The 18,154-nt window shown below is 40.6% G+C and carries 12 protein-coding genes, 1 other RNA gene and 1 pseudogene; 10 read left to right on the plus strand and 4 right to left on the minus strand.

The annotated features are described in order from the left end of the window. Positions 1 to 16: 16 nt before the first annotated feature. Complete coding sequence (locus tag IPH84_16615; protein ID MBK7174811.1) at positions 17 to 916, minus strand: hypothetical protein; 900 nt, start codon at positions 914 to 916, stop codon at positions 17 to 19. A gap of 139 nt (positions 917 to 1,055) precedes the next feature. On the opposite strand from IPH84_16615, the gene IPH84_16620 reads away from it, so the two are divergent. Next, positions 1,056 to 2,294 carry a hypothetical protein gene (locus IPH84_16620; GenBank protein MBK7174812.1) on the plus strand — a complete coding sequence of 413 codons (1,239 nt, stop codon included), beginning with the start codon at positions 1,056 to 1,058 and terminating at the stop codon, positions 2,292 to 2,294. Between the two features lie 3 nt (positions 2,295 to 2,297). Here IPH84_16620 and IPH84_16625 read toward each other — a convergent pair whose 3' ends face one another. Both IPH84_16625 and IPH84_16630 read right to left on the minus strand, forming a co-directional pair. Then, a complete protein-coding gene (locus tag IPH84_16625; GenBank protein ID MBK7174813.1) occupies positions 2,298 to 3,470 on the minus strand; it encodes a cytochrome-c peroxidase in 1,173 nt (390 codons plus the stop codon). A gap of 19 nt (positions 3,471 to 3,489) precedes the next feature. Further along, positions 3,490 to 4,296, minus strand: a complete 807-nt coding sequence (locus IPH84_16630) for a hypothetical protein (GenBank protein MBK7174814.1) — start codon at positions 4,294 to 4,296, stop codon at positions 3,490 to 3,492. A 151-nt stretch (positions 4,297 to 4,447) separates the two neighbouring features. Here IPH84_16630 and IPH84_16635 point away from each other — a divergent pair, with 151 nt between their 5' ends. The 9 genes and pseudogenes from IPH84_16635 (at position 4,448) to gyrB (ending at position 17,751) form a co-directional block, all read left to right on the plus strand. Further along, on the plus strand, positions 4,448 to 5,533 hold the full coding sequence (locus IPH84_16635) for a DUF2027 domain-containing protein (GenBank protein MBK7174815.1): 1,086 nt from the start codon (positions 4,448 to 4,450) through the stop codon (positions 5,531 to 5,533). A gap of 40 nt (positions 5,534 to 5,573) precedes the next feature. Further along, complete coding sequence (locus tag IPH84_16640) at positions 5,574 to 5,939, plus strand: YbaN family protein (protein MBK7174816.1); 366 nt, start codon at positions 5,574 to 5,576, stop codon at positions 5,937 to 5,939. A gap of 53 nt (positions 5,940 to 5,992) precedes the next feature. Next, an RNA gene (rnpB, locus tag IPH84_16645) (RNase P RNA component class A) lies at positions 5,993 to 6,396 on the plus strand. Positions 6,397 to 6,571: 175 nt separating this feature from the next. Then, complete coding sequence (locus IPH84_16650; GenBank protein MBK7174817.1) at positions 6,572 to 6,859, plus strand: hypothetical protein; 288 nt, start codon at positions 6,572 to 6,574, stop codon at positions 6,857 to 6,859. Next, positions 6,834 to 7,493, plus strand: coding sequence for a T9SS type A sorting domain-containing protein (locus tag IPH84_16655; protein ID MBK7174818.1), 660 nt, complete (start codon positions 6,834 to 6,836; stop codon positions 7,491 to 7,493). The genes IPH84_16650 and IPH84_16655 overlap by 26 nt, the downstream gene beginning before the upstream one ends. A 269-nt stretch (positions 7,494 to 7,762) precedes the next feature. Then, a complete protein-coding gene (locus IPH84_16660) occupies positions 7,763 to 10,786 on the plus strand; it encodes a tetratricopeptide repeat protein (protein ID MBK7174819.1) in 3,024 nt (1,007 codons plus the stop codon). A 28-nt stretch (positions 10,787 to 10,814) separates the two neighbouring features. After that, complete coding sequence (locus tag IPH84_16665; protein MBK7174820.1) at positions 10,815 to 12,536, plus strand: hypothetical protein; 1,722 nt, start codon at positions 10,815 to 10,817, stop codon at positions 12,534 to 12,536. Between the two features lie 297 nt (positions 12,537 to 12,833). Then, the gene (locus IPH84_16670) at positions 12,834 to 14,213 is read left to right on the plus strand and encodes a carbohydrate binding family 9 domain-containing protein (GenBank protein ID MBK7174821.1); all 1,380 of its coding nucleotides are present in this window, start codon (positions 12,834 to 12,836) and stop codon (positions 14,211 to 14,213) included. Positions 14,214 to 15,769: 1,556 nt separating this feature from the next. Beyond that, positions 15,770 to 17,751 (plus strand): annotated as a pseudogene (gyrB, locus tag IPH84_16675) (DNA topoisomerase (ATP-hydrolyzing) subunit B). Positions 17,752 to 17,818: 67 nt separating this feature from the next. Here the strand turns inward: gyrB and IPH84_16680 are convergent. Continuing rightward, positions 17,819 to 18,154, minus strand: a 336-nt coding sequence (locus tag IPH84_16680; protein ID MBK7174822.1) for a DUF1801 domain-containing protein, incomplete at its 5' end; no start/stop codon positions are given.

Raw genomic sequence — 18,154 nt, forward strand, 5'->3', positions numbered from 1 at the left:
ATTTACACTGGATCGATTATTCAGAATAATACTCATTTTCAAACCTGATCCTGTAATCCTGGGCAGGCCTTTGTCCTGACCCGGCAACATTAACTCTTGTTTGAATAATCCTGTTATGATCATCATAAACTCTTTCGATCCGGCTAATAGCCAAATCATTACTATCAACCGTTTCCTGGATGGTATTGTTCCCATTTGTATCATATTCCATCTTTAAAATCTCAATCCCAGAGCGGCTTTCTTCTTTTACTTCTTTCACTCTTCCCTGCTCATCACGTGAATAGCTGTTTTTCTCGACCAGTCTGCCTTCATTGTCATACCTTCTTGTAATAGAGCGATTCCCTGCTTCATCATACTCAAAGGTTAGCTTTGAAGTTCCTTCTGGTGATGATAGCGATTCAGAAATCAAATTTCCTTTTTCATCATATTCCAGCCTCTTTTCTAAGATGATATTGTTCTCTTCATCAAATTCGATTTCGGCTATCAAAAGATCTGATTCATATTCCATTACCATGCGATTCCCTGCCTCTCCTTCATCACTTTGGGTAGTTCTGCCTATAACCCTGTTAAAGGAATCATAACTAATGGTGGTCTCATCAAAAGACTCATCGGAGTAGTGCAACACCTCCTTTAATAATCGCCCCTCTGAATCATATTCCATGGTTTTGTGCTCCGAAATAAATTCATCACCTTCCAGCAGAATCTCTTCGATCAATTGCCCTAACCCATTATAGGTATAGGTTGACTTATGTTCAAGATCACCTTCTGGTAAATAAGACTCTTCACTTACAAGGTTCCCTTTACCATCATAGTTTGAAACCTGGAAACGGTATTCATTTTTGCGGATTTCCTCTTCTTCAAGTCCTTCAGTATGAACAGCCCGGAAAGAAGTAACACTCTTTAGTATCAATGACATGGTCAAAATTTTATTTATGAACAAAACTAGGAAAATAGCCTTTACTGTTAAACGGGAAGATCGGCTTCAATTAAAAATAACGACCTTTGCACAATAAAAATGAACTTTCGTAATTATTTTACAAAGTTAGATGACGAATATGGCAAAGTTGCAAAATAAATCGATCTATGGCTATTCAAGCCTGAGAATCATCATTTTTATCATGATATCAGCTGTTTTCAGCAACAGCATGATAGCCCAGGAGGATAACTCCGACAGCTTATTCTCAGCCAAATTGATGGAAGATAATCTCATGCTCTTTAACCAGGTTGATAGTCTGGAAAGTATCATAAAAGGACTTAATACAAGAAATTACCTGCTAAGGATGCAGATTGATTCCCTAACAGAAACGATGAATGAGTTCAATCAAAAATCAGTGGATTCGAAAAGTGCAGTGGATAGTCTTACCATTCAGATTATTGGTTTACAGAGGAATTTACTTTCAAATAAGCAGGAAATCCTGAAATTGAATTCAGCACTCGAAAACCAGAGCCAGGTATTACGCGACAAGGAATTCAAGCTGGCCAAAACAGAATTGGAGCTCAAAGAAATTAAAAGTGATTCAGAGATCAGCAAAGTGAAACTGGAAGGGAAACTGGATGTTCACAGCACAAAACTGGAGGGAAAGGACAAAGAAATCGCTTACTTAAAGAAGTCTATTGAAGAAAAGGATTTGATCATTAAAGAGAAGACTAATGAGTTGAGTAGCTTTTATAAAGAAAAGGACCATTCATTACAGATCATAGATTCATTGGCGCGGGCTTTAAACCAGAAAGAACTGGATTATATTAAGGTATCTGAACGGCTTAAAATTATTGAAAGCCAGTATAATGATATTATGGCCCGACAAGCTGCAGCCTCCAATAAGAAGAAAAAAATCCGGTTTATTCAGGGGGTTGGGCTCAAGACTTACCGTACACCCGATTGGCAACTTGCTCCTGAAAGTGCCATTTCAACCAATGTGTATGTGATCAGCAACAAAAATGCCGGCAAAATGGATTTTGATTATATAACAGGGATTAGTCTTTCTTTATATGATCTCACCAAAGAAGACAGTAAGTTCACTTATGATGCCGGGTTATTTGTTGGTTTTGGCGGGCAGAATCTTTTCAAAAACTTTTACATCGGCCCCAGCTTCAAGGTATTCGACTTTTTCCATGTAAATCTTGGAGCAAACATAGCAGAATATCAGCAGCTGAAAACCGGGTTTGCTGAAGGAGACCCGCTTCCTGTCGGTTATAGTATCTCAAACATCACGGTGAAAGAGTGGAAAACCAATTTCTATCTTGGTTTTACTGTGGATTTTGAACTTCTGAGCAATATCCCTAAAAAGCTTTAGCCATTACTTCTGTGTAGTTCCATCAGGGAAGAAAGCCGGCTTTGAGAAAGAGGGATTTGTCAGGAAATCATCATCTCTTAAGGTTTTTATAAAAGCGATCAGGTCTGATTTTTCAGATGGAAGTAATTGTATTCCTCCATCATTCACGTGATGCATCAGTGGGTGGACAAATGGAGAGGCTACAATATGATGTGAATAAAAATCAATTACTTCTTCCAGGGTTTTATATCTTCCATCGTGCATATAAGGAGCGGTAAGCTCAATATTCCGAAGTGTAGGTGCTTTATAAGCCCCTTTATCAGAAGGATCGCCGGTAACAGAAAACCTGTCGCGGTTGTCATCAAATACAGAATCTTTCCCATTATTGTAGAAGAGGTTGGAAGTGAAAAGCGGATTCCCATCACCCCCGTGACAATGAAAGCAATCTGCCCCGTCTTCAGTCATAAAAAGCACGAAGCCACTAAGTTCATTCACTGTAAGGCTTGCTTCACCTCTCATATACTTATCGAATTTTGAATCAGAGGAATTCAGCGTCCTGATAAACTGGGCAATAGCCTTCGAAATATTGGTAAAAGTTACCTCCCTGCTACCAAAAGCTTTTTCGAATAATTCCGGGTATCCTGGAATTCCCTGTATCATAGCTTTTACCTGGCTGGTGTCGGCCGCCATTTCATGAGGGGCAACAACTCCCATGTAGACAATGTCTTCAATATTTCTGCGATGGAGATCTGGGTTGGAATTACTTATCAGTCCGGACCAGAAATATCCATTTTCATTCCACACCAGGTTTATCAATGGCATCATGACATGAGGTGTTGGAATTCCGGTAACCCCAAAAGTATGTCCTCCTATAAACTTTGGGTGATTGATCCCACATTCGAAAGCATTCTGCTGTATGTGACAGGTACCGCATGACATCAGGCTGTCAGGATGGTTCCTGCCTGAAAGCCTTCCATCATAAAACAAATACCTGCCCAATGCTATCCCTTCCACTGTCATTGGATTGTTTGAAGGAATATTAAGGCGTGTCGGGAAGTAATCAGGTATCTCGATAGTGTATGGAGTAGGTTCATAAGCAGGATCAGGCTCCCTGCATGAAGCCATAAATAGAGCTACAGTCAGAAGGGAAGCAGCAATAACCCCGGAAATGCAAACCTTGTTCTTCGCTATTCTCATGGTTTAGTATTTCTAAGCGCTATTTCGGTTTTGCTGATTCGAAGATTACCTTGAAAACATCAGCCCCATTCTGGGCAGCCCTTTGCATTGCATCCTGATTTTGCATGATTTGCCCCCCGGTTTCATCCCAATTCCAGGTATGAGGCGTTTCGAACCAGGAATTTAAATCCATTCGAAAGACAAAAAGACTATAAAGTTGATTACCATCCAGGTAACAATCCTCCAGGGGAAGCGAAATCTTGAAAAAATTCTGGATGAATTGTTCATTCCCAAAGGGATCCTCTATCATTCCGATTCCAAGGTGCAGGTTAAATGGTTCCAGGAGTTGACTTTCAGAGATCCATTTTCCATTCATTTTCATATAATGATATCCCCCTCCCATCATATCCGGCCAAAACATGTCTCTTTCCGGCGGATTGACAAACAGACCCGTTTGATTGATTGCTTCATTCAACCCAAAGACCATGGTAACAGAATCATACTTTCCTGCAGGTAGCTCTGATTCAGGATTCCATTCCAGGGTTGATGGCAGATCGATATCTACATAATGAATGCCATTTCCCATATCAGGCTTATACATCTGACCAGATTTCCACAAAGTAAATTCCGATATAAAGTATTGCAGTTCATTCACTTCATAGCGATTTCCAGCGGCATTGATATACCCCAGACTATCCTTTTTTAATGGCTTATCTGCAACAAAATGCTCGAAACGGATAGAAATTTTAGCTGGCTGATCCTTTTCGCCACAAGACGACAAAGAGAAAAAAACCGGTGTCACCAGTAAAAGTAAACTGAATTGCCAAAGGCACCTGATGAGTTTCATATTAAACAATCTGCAAATACAAAGTTAGGTTAATTCAGTAATGAGGCTTCATCCCTAAAAAAAGGGTTCATGATAATAACCTACCTTTGCACAAAAAAGTATTTTATCTGTTAATTCAATCATCACAATACATTCAAATAAAACTTAACCTATGAATTTTAAACCAGGTGACAGGGTAAGATTTCTCAATACGAAAGGTGGAGGTACCGTCGCCAAGATTATCAATAGCTTTATGGTTTCTGTTGCCATAGAAGATGGTTTCGAAATCCCAACATTAACAAGTGAGTTGGTAATTATTGAACCTTCGGGCGTGAATGACAAAATGTTCACCAGGAAAGATGAAATTCAAACACCGTCAGTTGTTGCGCAGGAAGAGATCATTCCTGATGAAAGTGACCGTATCAGCAAGATCCACGTCACAGGCCTGCAGAATACTTTTCCAAGTGGAGTTTACCTTGCATTCACCCCTCAGAACCAACAATGGATCATGACCGGTAAGCTGGATATCTACCTGATTAACAATACCAATTATGATATACTGTATAGTTTCTTTCTGAAGGATGAAAATAACAGGTTCTCAGGAATTGATTACGGATCTGTTCCACAAGGCTCCAAGCTCATCCTTGAAAGCATAGTGAGAGAAGATATTAATCAGTGGTCAAGCGGAATCATCCAGGTATTGTTACATCCTGATGAGAGTGACAGAATCCTGATGCCTGTGAGTACAACATACAGGATCAAAGGATCAGCTTTCTTCAATGATCATAGTTACAAGGAATGTAGTATGCTTAGTGAAAAAAAGGCACTATTATATACCATCTGTGAATTGAACCGACTACCTTCTACCTTCGAACATGTTTTGCAGGAGAAAGAAGGAAAGGAAAATCTGCCCGAAACTGCCCGTCAGTTCAAAGTGGAAGCTATTATCGACAAACATAATATCGCACATCGCGAAGCAGAAGTCGATTTACATATATCTGCGCTAAGAGAGAAATACAATAATTTATCGCCCAGGGAAATCCTGACGATTCAGATCGGAACATTTGAAAGAATGCTTGAAAGTGCTCTGGCAAATAACTACTCAAGAATTGTATTTATTCATGGGGTTGGTAATGGTACTCTGAAACAAGCCCTGGTGGATAAAGTAAAAGATTACGGGGATATAGAATTTAAAAATGCTTCCTATGCCAAATACGGGAATGGAGCCATTGAAATTATCCTTCACCAGAATATGTAATCCGGCCTGAAACTGCAACTTCCTACTGGGGAACCTGAATATGATTAAACTGGTCTTACTCATCCTTGGCTTTCTGTCATTAGCCCTGGGCATTATAGGTATATTTCTGCCGGTATTGCCTACCACACCCTTTGTGTTACTGGCAGCTTACCTTTTCGGGAAGAGTTCGGAGAAGTTTCATCAGTATTTATATAATCATAGAATCTTTGGCCCCATGGTGCGTGATTTTTATGAGCGAAAGGCAATGAAAAGGAAGAATAAAGTGATAGCATTGGTCTCCATGTGGATAGTGCTGCTTTCATCTGTGATTTTTTTCATGCCTTATTGGTGGGCAAAAGTGATTGTGTTATGTATAGGACTTGGAACAACAATCTATATGGTCCGCTTCCCTGAATATAAAGAATAGTCCCTGCTCAGTTCTCAGTAAAATCGGACCCTGAAAAGGATTACCTTTGCAAGGCAATAACCCGTTCTATCGCCTCGTCCTAAAAGGGCGTGGAGGAAAGTCGGGACAACACAGGGCACCATACTTCCTAACGGGAAGGCATTGCGGCTGAACACCGTGATGACAGATAGTACCACAGAAAATAAACCGTCCCGTCACTTGTGACAGGATAAGGGTGAAACCGTGAGGTAAGAGCTCACGCACTGGTTTGGTGACAAGCCGGTAGGGAAAACCTTATGGGTTGAAAGGTCAAATATACCGGGTATCCCGTCACTAGTGACGGGGCAAGGACTGCCCGTCCGACACCCGGGGGGTAGACCGTTAGAGGCCTGTAGTGATGCAGGTCCCAGATAAATGATAGAAGCTTTCTGTCGATTGATGGAAAGAACAGAATCCCGCTTACAAGGTTATTGCCCCCCGAAAGGGGGTTTTTGCTTTATAGTAATTTGAGAAGTTGCACCGTATAAATCTTTAACAGGATTGGATATCCGGGCAAACCAGAACTTTTATTAATTGTTAATGGTAATAGCAATGGATTGTATACACAATCAAGCTCAAACCACATATTTCCTACTTTTGTAAAAATAATTGCCATGTTACGAACCTTCAATATATACCTGTTAACCTTATTATTTTCACTGTTCATTTTAAAATCCTATGCACAGGATATTCCTAATGCAAGTTTTGAAAACTGGTCGAATGGTGAACCAGTCAATTGGTATACAACCAATCAAAACATACTGGGGACTCAGTTTAATGTTGTAAACAAAGAGACTTCAAATCCTCAGTCAGGTCAGTTTTCAGCCCGAATTGAGGTAGTAACAAAAAATATATTTCTTGTGGGACCGGTAACCGTTGCCTGGGGTACTCACGCTAAGTGAGATTTCCATCGATGTATTAATGCAAACCGTGAATATTTCAGGTGGTTACCCTTTTAATGGAATGCCTCAGCAATTGGCAGGATACATAAAATACCAGCCTTCAGGGATAGATACAAGCTTTTTTGGTTTTGCTCTTACCCGATGGAATAATGGTAGCAGGGACACTATCGGTTATGCAGCGGATACGATATCCGGAACCATTTCATCGTGGACACATTTTCAATTACCTATTGCCTATGACATTTGGGAAGCCCCTGATACAATGAGCATTTTGTTTCTGTGTACCAATGTGAATGATCCGGTGGTGCATACAGGTTCAAAAATGTGGGTCGATAATCTAAGCTTTATCTATGGTACTGTGAGCATTGAAGGAATCACATTTGGCGAGGATTATCGCATCTATGCAGATCCAAATACCCGGCAACTAATTATTGATACAAAATTTGATAAACCAAGGCCATTGGATGTTCAATTATTCAATGTTTCAGGACAATCTGTAGCTCATTTTCATAAAACCATGGATCTGGACAGGGAATATCTTGATACCGGGCATCTTCCGGCAGGCACCTACATCCTCAGGATCTCTGAACACAACAAAGTTCTGGATTCCAGGAAAATACATATTTTAAACTGAGGTATTGTGATTATTATTCCTGTGATTTGAAACTTTTAATGCTCAAGTCTAAGATTAAAATACCAGCCGGTTTATCAGAAAAAGATACTAACTTGAAATTTTAGACGTTTTAGGTCTAATTACCCAAACAGATCTTCATCCTATCGGATACTTTTTACACTTTTTTCTCGCTGAAGTTGTTAAATCCCTGCTGTTGATAAATGGCTACGTGGTTGATATTTAGAAAATAGCAATTGCTTTACCTTTAAACTGGTTTTCAGAAACATCCCATGAATATTCGTAACATTATCTTTTCGGTACTTCTTCTTATCATTTCATCCGCTTCTTTTGCCCAAAAAACAAAGGCGTATGATAATCCCCGTGCTGACTATGAAAGCGCGCTGGATCTCTACAATAAAGGGAAATATGGATCTGCACTGGCAATCTTTGATAAACTGGCCAGTGGAGAAACATCCAATCTCAGGGCTGGGGCAGCCTACTATGGAGCACTATGCGCTGCTAACCTGTTCCATCCGGATGCAACACAAAGACTAGAAAAATTTATCGACGTCTACCCCCAGAATGCCCAGGTAAACTCAGCATATTTTGAACTTGGGAAACAATATTTCCTGGCAAAGGATTATCGAAAAACCTTAGATACCTTTCTCGAACTGGATATTTATGAACTCAGCAATGAACAGCTGATGGAGTACTTTTTCAAAACCGGGTACAGCTATCTTAAACTGGATAACCTGGCTAAAGCAAGGGAAAATTTTGCCCTGGTTAAAGATAAGCCCAATCGGTTCTCCGTTCCTGCTACCTATTACTATGCCCATATCTGTTACCAGGAAAAGAACTATGAAACAGCATTGCAGCATTTCGAAAAGATCGCAAATGATGATACTTTTCGCGATGTGGTAAATTATTACATCGTCCAGATTTACTCAATGCAGGGGAAATTTGAAGAGGTACTGGCAAAAGCACTCCCTTTGCTGGAGGGGCCAAATGATAAAAAAACAGCTGAAATTGCCCGATTGACGGCAGATGCCTATTTCCATCAAGGTCAATATAAAGATGCTATCAAGTATTTTAACCGTTACCTTTTGAGTAACCCAAAATCAGTGACACGGGCCGATTATTATGAACTGGGTTTCTCTTATTATCTAACAGCTGATTACAACCAGGCCATCAAACAATTTCAACTCGTTGCTATAAACCAGGATTCGTTGTCACAGAATGCATTCTATCACCTGGGAGACTGTTACTTAAAAACCGGGCAGAAGAGATATGCCTTCAATTCATTTAGTTCTGCAAGCAAAATCAAACATGATCCGTTACTTGCCGAAGACGCCCTTTTCAATTATGCGAAACTGGCAATAGAATTATCCTACAATCCTTATAATGAGGCTGTTAATGCTTTACAACAGTATATAAATGAGTATCCTAACTCATTAAGGAAAGATGAAGCATACGGATATCTTGCTGATCTTTATATGCTTACTAAAAACTATAAGAATGCCCAGGCATCCATCCAGAAGATCAGTAAGAGAAATGCGAGGCTGGATGCCGCTTATCAGCGAATTTCCTATTACCGGGGCATAGAGTTATTTAATGAAGGAAGTTTCGACGATGCAATTACACTGTTTAAGGAAGTCCAGCAAAGTGGTGCAGATAATTCCATCAAATCAGCATCCGTTTATTGGACGGCTGAATCCTATTACAGAACCGCTCAATGGAATAAGGCCCTGACTGCCTATAATAAATTCCTGGTAACTCCCGGTGCGATAAGTCAATCCTATTTTAATACAGCCAATTATAATATTGGGTATTGCTATTTCAAAACAAAGGACTATTCAAAAGCGGCAACGAACTTCAGGAAATTTCTTGCAGGGAAATCCTCCGACCTCAAGATCACCGGTGATGCCTATCTTCGTTTGGGTGATTGCTATTTCATGACAAAGGATTATGCCGAGGCGATGGATTTCTATAAAAAGGCCACTCTTTCCGCTGTACCTGATGCTGATTACGCCCTTTTCCAGACTGCTATTGCATATGGAGTACAGGGGGATCTTTCACAGAAAAATGTTTACCTGCTTAAATTACTGAATGATTATAAGAAATCGACTTATACTGATGAGGCGATGTATGAGTTAGGCACCAGTTTGACGATACAGAACAGAGATATTGAAGCTATTTCGTATTTCCAGAAAGTGGTCCGGGAGCATCCCAAAAGCGTCTATGTCAAGAAATCCTTATTAAAAACAGGTTTGATCTTTTTCAACCAGAATAAAAACCAGGAAGCTTTAACCACTTTGCAACGCGTGGTTAAGGAATATCCAGGAACCTCAGAAGCAAGGGAAGCGCTTGCGAGCATCAAGAGTATCTATGTGGAAATGAATGAAGTAGATGAATTTATGGAATTCTCTAAGCAGATACCTATGGGAGATGTATCAAAATCTGAACAAGATTCACTTTCATATACTGCTTCCGAAAACCAATATATGAATGGGGATTGCGACAAAGCCATTGCAGGTTTTACCAAGTATATCTCCAGGTTTCCGGAAGGCAATTTCATTATTGAAGCTCATTTTTACAAAGCTGAGTGTGAATACAGGCTCAAAAATTATGAGGTAGCCTTAAAAAGCTATGATTTTGTACTTTCTCAACCCAGGAGCCGTTTTACTGGAAATGCAGCTCTGAAAGCAGCCAGAGTCAATTATTTTAATAAGAATTACCAGGCCGCACTTGACAATTATATTCGCCTGGAAGAAACAGCCGATCAGTCTGTACAAACCGTTGATGCTATTGCCGGGCAAATGCAATGTAATTATTACCTGTCAAACTATGGCCTTGCCATACAATCAGCCCAGAAGCTTCTTTTACAAACTAAGCTACCTGAAAACCTCGCAACTGAAGCACACCTAATCATTGCCCGTTCAGCCTACATTCTCAAAAACCAGGACCTGGCAAGGAAAGAATTTGAAGAAACTGTAAAACTTTCTCAAAATGAGATGGGGGCTGAAGCAAAATACATGATTGCCCAACTTCAATTTGACAATGAGAAACTGGATGATGCGGAAAAGTCAGTTTTTGCCCTTTCAGATACTTATGCATCCTATGATTACTGGGTTGCCAAAGGATTCATTCTGCTTGCTGACATCTATGTGAAAAAGGATAATATTTTCCAGGCACGACAGACCCTTCAAAGTATCATTGACAATTATGAAGGCCAGGATCTCGTTCTCATTGCCAGGGAAAAACTCAATGCTTTACAGGAAACTGAAGCAACTCCATCTGAAACACCTCAAGAATAATCATCAACCGCAGATATTTCCCTTCCCTATGAAGACTCAAAGAATAAATAAACTGATACTTCTCCTTTTCCTGCCATTGGTTATATTCCTAATCAGTGCGCAAGCTAAAGCTCAAAACAAGCCTTACAATGAGGAGATTACAGTGATTGCGACATTCGATCCCATCATACCTGATGCTTTCAAGATCAACCAAAACCCGGTTGTTAATGACACATCAACTGCTATTCCGGTTATGACCTATGTGATCAGGCCCAAGGATGCCGGAATTCAACTTGCTATTGAGCCGCTACCCGCAGTAAAACTTGTAGCCGAGCCTCTTTCAAAAATTTACAGGAATTATCTGAAAGCCGGACTCGGTAATTATTCCACCATTTATGGAGAATTATTTGCCAGTTCACTCCGTTCCAAAACGCACCTTTTGGGATTTCATGCCCGTCATATCTCATCTACCGGCGCAATTAAGGATTATGCTCCTACCACGAACTCATCGCAGCTGGCTGAATTATATGGTGAGAGATACCTGGAAAATCACACCCTGGCTGGTAATTTATTCTTCCAGAGAGAAGGTCTTCACCTTTATGGATTTAAACCTGATGATTTCCCGGGAGTTTCAATAAGTAAGGATGATATCAAACAAAGGTATCTTATTGCAGGAACTGACCTGTCAATATCGAGCCGATACAAGAGCGATAACAGATTGAATCATGCTTTTGGTTTTTCATATTATCATTTAACTGATAAGTACAAAGCCAAAGAAAACAATTATCACATAAAGTCAGAATTGAATAAAAACTATGACCTGTTTAAGTGGGATAAAGACCAGACCCTTGGCCTCAATACATCACTGAATATCATGAATCAAAAGGATTCCCTGGGCAAGTTCAACACCGCTATACTATGCATCAACCCTACAATCAGGGCTTACTACCAGGAATATAGTTTCAAAGCTGGAATTGGTTTTTATGTAGGTATGGACACCATCACCAAAGCTCATATTTATCCACAACTGGAGGCTAAACTTGACCTGATTCCAGGTGCATTGCAGATTTATGCCGGAATCGACGGAGGAATGGAAAGGGTATCATTGAAAGGCCTCAGCGATCAGAATCCATACATTTCTTCCATCCTGCCACTAAACTATACTTATAACAAATTCAAAGCATTTGGTGGATTTAACAGCAATATCAGCAGAAGTTTCAACTTTAATGCCAGTATTGCAAGTTACACTGTTGAGAATAATCCATTCTTTGTAACTGATTCGATCAGTTTACTGGGAAATTCATTTACCCTTCTCTATGATGACATCAGTTATATGAAAGTAAGGGCTGAACTCGAATTTATAAAAACCGAGAAACTGAAACTTGGCCTTAGCGGGACCTACTATGACTATTATAAACTGGGAGACCAGGAATATGCATGGTATAAACCCCAGTATGACCTGTCGTTTACAACCCTTTATAACATGCAGGATAAGATTATCCTGAAATTTCAGACCACGCTTAATGGGCCTGTTTATGCCCTGGTACCGGATAAGCCAAAGGAAGGGAAAGTTGCATCCTACCCTGGTACCCTGGATGCTGAAAAAATCAAAGGTTGGGTGGATATAAATATTGGAGCTGAATATAAATTCAATAAAGCACTTTCCTTCTGGTTAAATATCAACAATATTGCTAATTCTCAGCATTTTTACTGGGCACAATATCCGTCATACCGCATAAACCTGCTGGGAGGACTAAGCTATTCATTCTAATTAATGATTGAATCTTACCTGCATATTTTAGTAAATTTCAGGAATTATTATAATTTAGTATGACCTTTTGAGGGAATCCGGATAAAGTGCCGGTTTCTCAAGATTTGCTTATTAATTGGGTTACTACACGGGTACCCAATGTGATCGTGACCGGTAAATCAACCTTTGATCTTTAGCTATTTTAACTTGTATTCCTGCCAGGACTATTAATCCAAAACAATTTTCGTTTGAGGTAAAACCATAACGGCAGCTGCGCATCCTGCTTAGAATTAGTATACTAGCAAACCAAATCACTTTATGCTTATTTTTAAATCTCTGCCAATAGCACTTCTAGTGGTATTCTGTTGTTTACAGGGGGTTGTGTATTCCCAGACCCGAAACTATCAGTGTAGCTCTTTACAAGGATCTCCACCTGAAATTGACGGGATCCTAAATGATGTAGCATGGACCTCATCGAATTGGACCGGCGATTTCATCCAGAGAGACCCCTATGATGGTAAGAATCCATCCCAGGCTACCAATTTCAGTATTGTGTATGATGACAACAACCTGTATATAGCGATAAAAGCCCATGACTCTATGCCGTCGGGAATCGTAAAGCGGTTATCAAGGCGTGACCTCAATGATGGGGATTGGGTGGCCATTGAGATTGATAGTTATGCAGATAAGCTCACGGCATTTGCATTTGGGGTAACCGCCTCCGGGGTTAAATTCGATGTGATGCTAATCAATGATGTTGGTAGTGATGATACCTGGGATCCCATCTGGTATGTGAAAACCACTACAGATGCTGAAGGCTGGAATGCTGAAATGCGCATCCCCCTTTCTCAACTCAGGTTTGCCCGTAAGGATGAACATACCTGGGGTTTACAACTACTGCGTTACATTTACAGGAACCAGGAATATTCCTCATGGCAGCCTATACCCAGGGATGCTACCGGCTGGGTAAGTAAATTCGGCGACCTCTCAGGGATCAAGGGAATCCTGCCACACCGTGACATTGAAATCCTTCCTTATACAATGGGAAAGGCTATCTATGACAGAAAAGAGGAAGGTAACCCATTTGCAAAAGGGTATGAATACAAGGCTACTGCAGGATTAGACGGAAAAGTAAGTGTTACAAATGATCTCACCCTCAATTTCACCATCAATCCTGACTTCGGTCAAGTTGAAGCAGATCCATCTGTTGTTAACCTGACTGCCTTTGAATCCTATTTCCCGGAAAAAAGGCCTTTCTTCATTGAAGGGAAAAATATTTTTGACTATAAGCTCACAGGTAGCGATGATCCCCGCAACCAGTTATTCTATTCCCGCAGGATTGGCAGCGCACCTCATTATTCCCCTGACCTGATAAAAGGCGAATATGCCAAAGTACCGGAAGAAACTTCTATACTCGGCTCATTTAAGTTGAGCGGTAAAACTCATAAAGGACTATCAATCGGAGTGCTGGAATCGATCACTCAAAATGAGAAGGCCCTCATCGACCTGAATGGAAACAGGAGGAAAGAGAGTATTGAACCCTTTAAGCAGTTATTTTGTAAGCAGGGTAAAACAAGATTTTCAGAAAGGAGATATTCAGTTGGGAGGAATCTTCACAGCAACAAATCGTTTCACCGAAGAAAAACAACTGTCATTTCTCCCTGGATCAGCCTATGCAGGGGGGATCGATTTCATTAAATACTGGAAGAACAAAACCTATTATCTTTCTCTTAAAGGGGTTCTCAGCGCAGTGAATGGCGACACTAACGCTATAACCCAGTTACAGACTTCATCTTCACATTACTTCCAAAGACCCGATCTTATTCATACCCAACTCGACAGCAACATGAGAGCGTTAAAGGGACATGGAGGGACCATTGAAGTAGGTAAAACCGGGCGAGGATATTGGCAGTACAAAGCCTGGCTGACCTGGCGCTCTCCCGGTCTAGACTTCAACAACCTGGGTTATATGCGACAAGCCGATGAAATTCAGCAACTTGCATGGGTTGGATATAGATATTATAAACCCTTTAGCATCTTCCGGTATATCGCTGCAAATCTGAACCAATGGTATGGCTGGGATTTTGACGGAAAAACCGTGTATAAAGGATTTAACCTGAGCACTTATACCAAGTTCAAAAATTATTGGTCGGCACAATTAAGTTCAAATTTCGATGGACAAAACATTGCCCGGTATGAGTTATGGGGTGGACCGGCTTTGACAGTCCCAGGAGGAATACAATTCTCAGGGTTACTACAGACAGATGACCGGAAAAAAGTATCTGTAAAACTGAGTAATACCCGCTATTGGGGATACGAAAAATCCTACAGAAGCAACATAATTGCTGCAGGGATCTTCATTAAGCCAGTGAATTATTTCTCTTTTTCTTTCGAACCGGATTATACCAGGAGCGACAATGTTATTCAATATGTCACAACACAGACATACCCGGCAGGAGAGAATCGCTATATCATGGCTCACCTCGATCAAACCATTTTCAGGTTCTCTGTACGAATGAATCTGAACCTGACCCCGGACCTTTCCTTCCAATATTATGGTCAACCCTTTTTATATGCAGGTAAATATGATAAGTTGAAGTATATCACCGATCCAAAAGCCGATAAACTCATCGACAGATACCTTACATATACTGACGATCAAATTAAACTTTATTCGGGTGAAGGGGGATGGAATTACTACATGGTAGATGAAAATGTGGATGGCACCAACGACTATGCCTTTTATTCCCCTGATCTGAATTTCCTTGAACTACGGTCAAACCTGGTGATCCGCTGGGAATACGTTCCCGGTTCTACTCTTTACCTTGTCTGGTCACAGGGCCGCACAGGCTATGGACCGGAAAGCAATTTCGACTTTCCTGTATATATGAATGACCTCTTTCATGTATATCCCAAGAATGTGATTTTATTGAAGTTCTCTTATATGATTGTGATGTAAGACATCTTTTTCAATCCTTGCATTTAATTACATTTTCAGCGTTTGTAAGCCTGGTTTTTGATTGAAACCTCGATCGATTTTCGATTGAGCTCCCATTTTCAACTCCGGGATGCCTATCTAGGGCTGTCTTCTTTGATATATAACCTATCTATATGTATTTCAGAACCTTACGACAATTTCTCGAATACAGAATTGTTGATAAAATATGCTATTTGGTGATAGCGAAAACAGGGAAATATCAATCAAAATGCCTACCTTTGCATTGCAATAAAAAATATTTGCTAAAATATTGAATATGAATGAGTTGACAAATGTGCCGCTTGAAAACGGGAATGGTAACGGGAACAATAATTATACAGCTGAAAACATACAGGTACTTGAGGGTCTTGAGGCGGTAAGGAAACGTCCGGCGATGTATATCGGAGATGTTGGAGTGAGAGGACTTCACCATCTGGTATATGAAGTGGTGGACAATTCTATTGATGAGGCATTGGCAGGTTATTGCAACCGGATTGATTGTATTATTCACGCTGACAATTCAATTTCAGTTACTGATAATGGTCGTGGAATACCGACCGATATGCACGAGAAGGAGAAAAAATCTGCGCTGGAAGTCGTAATGACCGTTTTGCATGCCGGTGGAAAATTTGACAAAGGTTCATATAAGGTATCAGGTGGTTTGCATGGTGTGGGTGTATCCTGTGTAAATGCATTATCCACTCAGCTCAAGGTAACAGTCTACAGGGAAGGTAAAATCTTTGAACAGGAATATGAAAAAGGTAAGCCGGTCTATTCAGTCAGGGCGATAGGTGAGACTAACCTAACCGGTACCAGGGTGCATTTCCTCCCGGATACAAGCATATTCATAACTGATAATTACGATTTCAGTATACTTGCTTCAAGGCTTCGTGAGCTTGCCTATTTGAATAAAAAGATCAGGCTCACCCTGACAGATGAGCGTGAAAAGGATGATAATGGAGATCCCGTTCAGGAAGTATTTTATTCTGAAAGTGGATTAACTGATTTTATCCAGTACCTGGATGAAACCAGGGAAAAACTCATTCCGGAACCCATCTATATGGAAGGGGAAAAGAATGATATCCCTGTTGAACTTGCCATGCAGTATAACACCTCATTTTCTGAGAATATTCACTCCTATGTGAATAATATCAACACACACGAAGGTGGTACCCACCTTGCTGGTTTCCGCAGGGCATTAACACGTACATTGAAATCCTATGCTGAAAAATCAGGAATGCTTGATAAAATCAAATTTGATATTTCAGGAGACGATTTCAGGGAAGGTCTGACTGCCATTATTTCAGTTAAAGTAATGGAGCCACAGTTTGAAGGACAAACCAAAACCAAACTGGGAAATAATGAAGTAATGGGCGCGGTTGACCAACTAGTTGCCGAAATGCTCAACTATTACCTTGAAGAACATCCCCGTGAAGCAAGAATGATTGTTAACAAAGTCATACTTGCAGCAACAGCCCGCCATGCAGCCCGAAAAGCAAGGGAACTGGTGCAGAGGAAGAATGTCCTTTCAGGATCCGGACTCCCGGGAAAATTAGCCGACTGCTCCGAAAGTGATCCTTCTCTTTGTGAAATCTATCTTGTGGAGGGCGACTCTGCAGGTGGAACCGCAAAGCAAGGACGCGACCGGAAATTCCAGGCAATCCTTCCATTAAGGGGTAAAATCCTTAATGTTGAGAAAGCGATGCCACATAGAATTTTTGATAGCGAAGAAATAAAGAATATGTTCACTGCCCTTGGAGTTTCCATCGGCACCGAAGATGACTCTAAAGCCCTGAATCTTGCTAAACTCCGGTATCACAAAATCATCATCATGACCGATGCCGATGTAGATGGAAGCCATATTGCCACCCTTATTCTTACTTTCTTTTCCGCTATATGAAAGAACTGATAGAAGATGGCCATGTATATATCGCAACGCCTCCTCTCTACCTGGTGAAAAAAGGAAACAATGAACAATATTGCTGGACCGAAGAACAACGCCAGGCTATTGTCAATGAAATCTCAAAGGATGGATCTGATAAAGGAATCCGTATTCAACGATATAAAGGTCTTGGAGAAATGAATGCCGAACAACTCTGGAGTACTACGATGAACCCGGAATTCCGCACCCTTCGCCAGGTCACCATCGACAATGGTTCAGAAGCCGACCGCATCTTCAGCATGCTTATGGGTGACGAAGTACCCCCTCGTCGTGAATTCATTGAGAAGAATGCCAAGTACGCCAATATTGATATTTAGGCACAGCTGCCTCCTTAAAGAAAAAGCCTGCTTTCATTCAGCAGGCTTTTTCTTTTTTACCAAAAGACTATTTAAGTTTTAACGCTGTGTCAATAATTTCAGTCAGTACATCAAGGTTGATATCTTCCAGCTTATTGATATAAAGGCAACCTACACCTGTTTTATACTTGCCAAGCTTTTCCAGTAAGTAATCGAGTTCTTTGATAGTTAAAGACAGGTATAATGCCAGGTTCGCTTTACGTGGGGAGAAACCAATCAGTAGCCAATCCACTTCTCTGCCGGTATTGGGACTTTTATACCGTTTATTACCAAATCCGATGATGGAACTGCTCCATAATACAGGCTCCTCTCCAGTTGCTTTTTTCATCATTTCAAATAACACAAAGCTATCTTTTCGCTTTTG

The sequence above is a fragment of the Bacteroidales bacterium genome (genome assembly GCA_016707785.1).
Taxonomy (GTDB): Bacteria; Bacteroidota; Bacteroidia; order Bacteroidales; family UBA4417; genus UBA4417.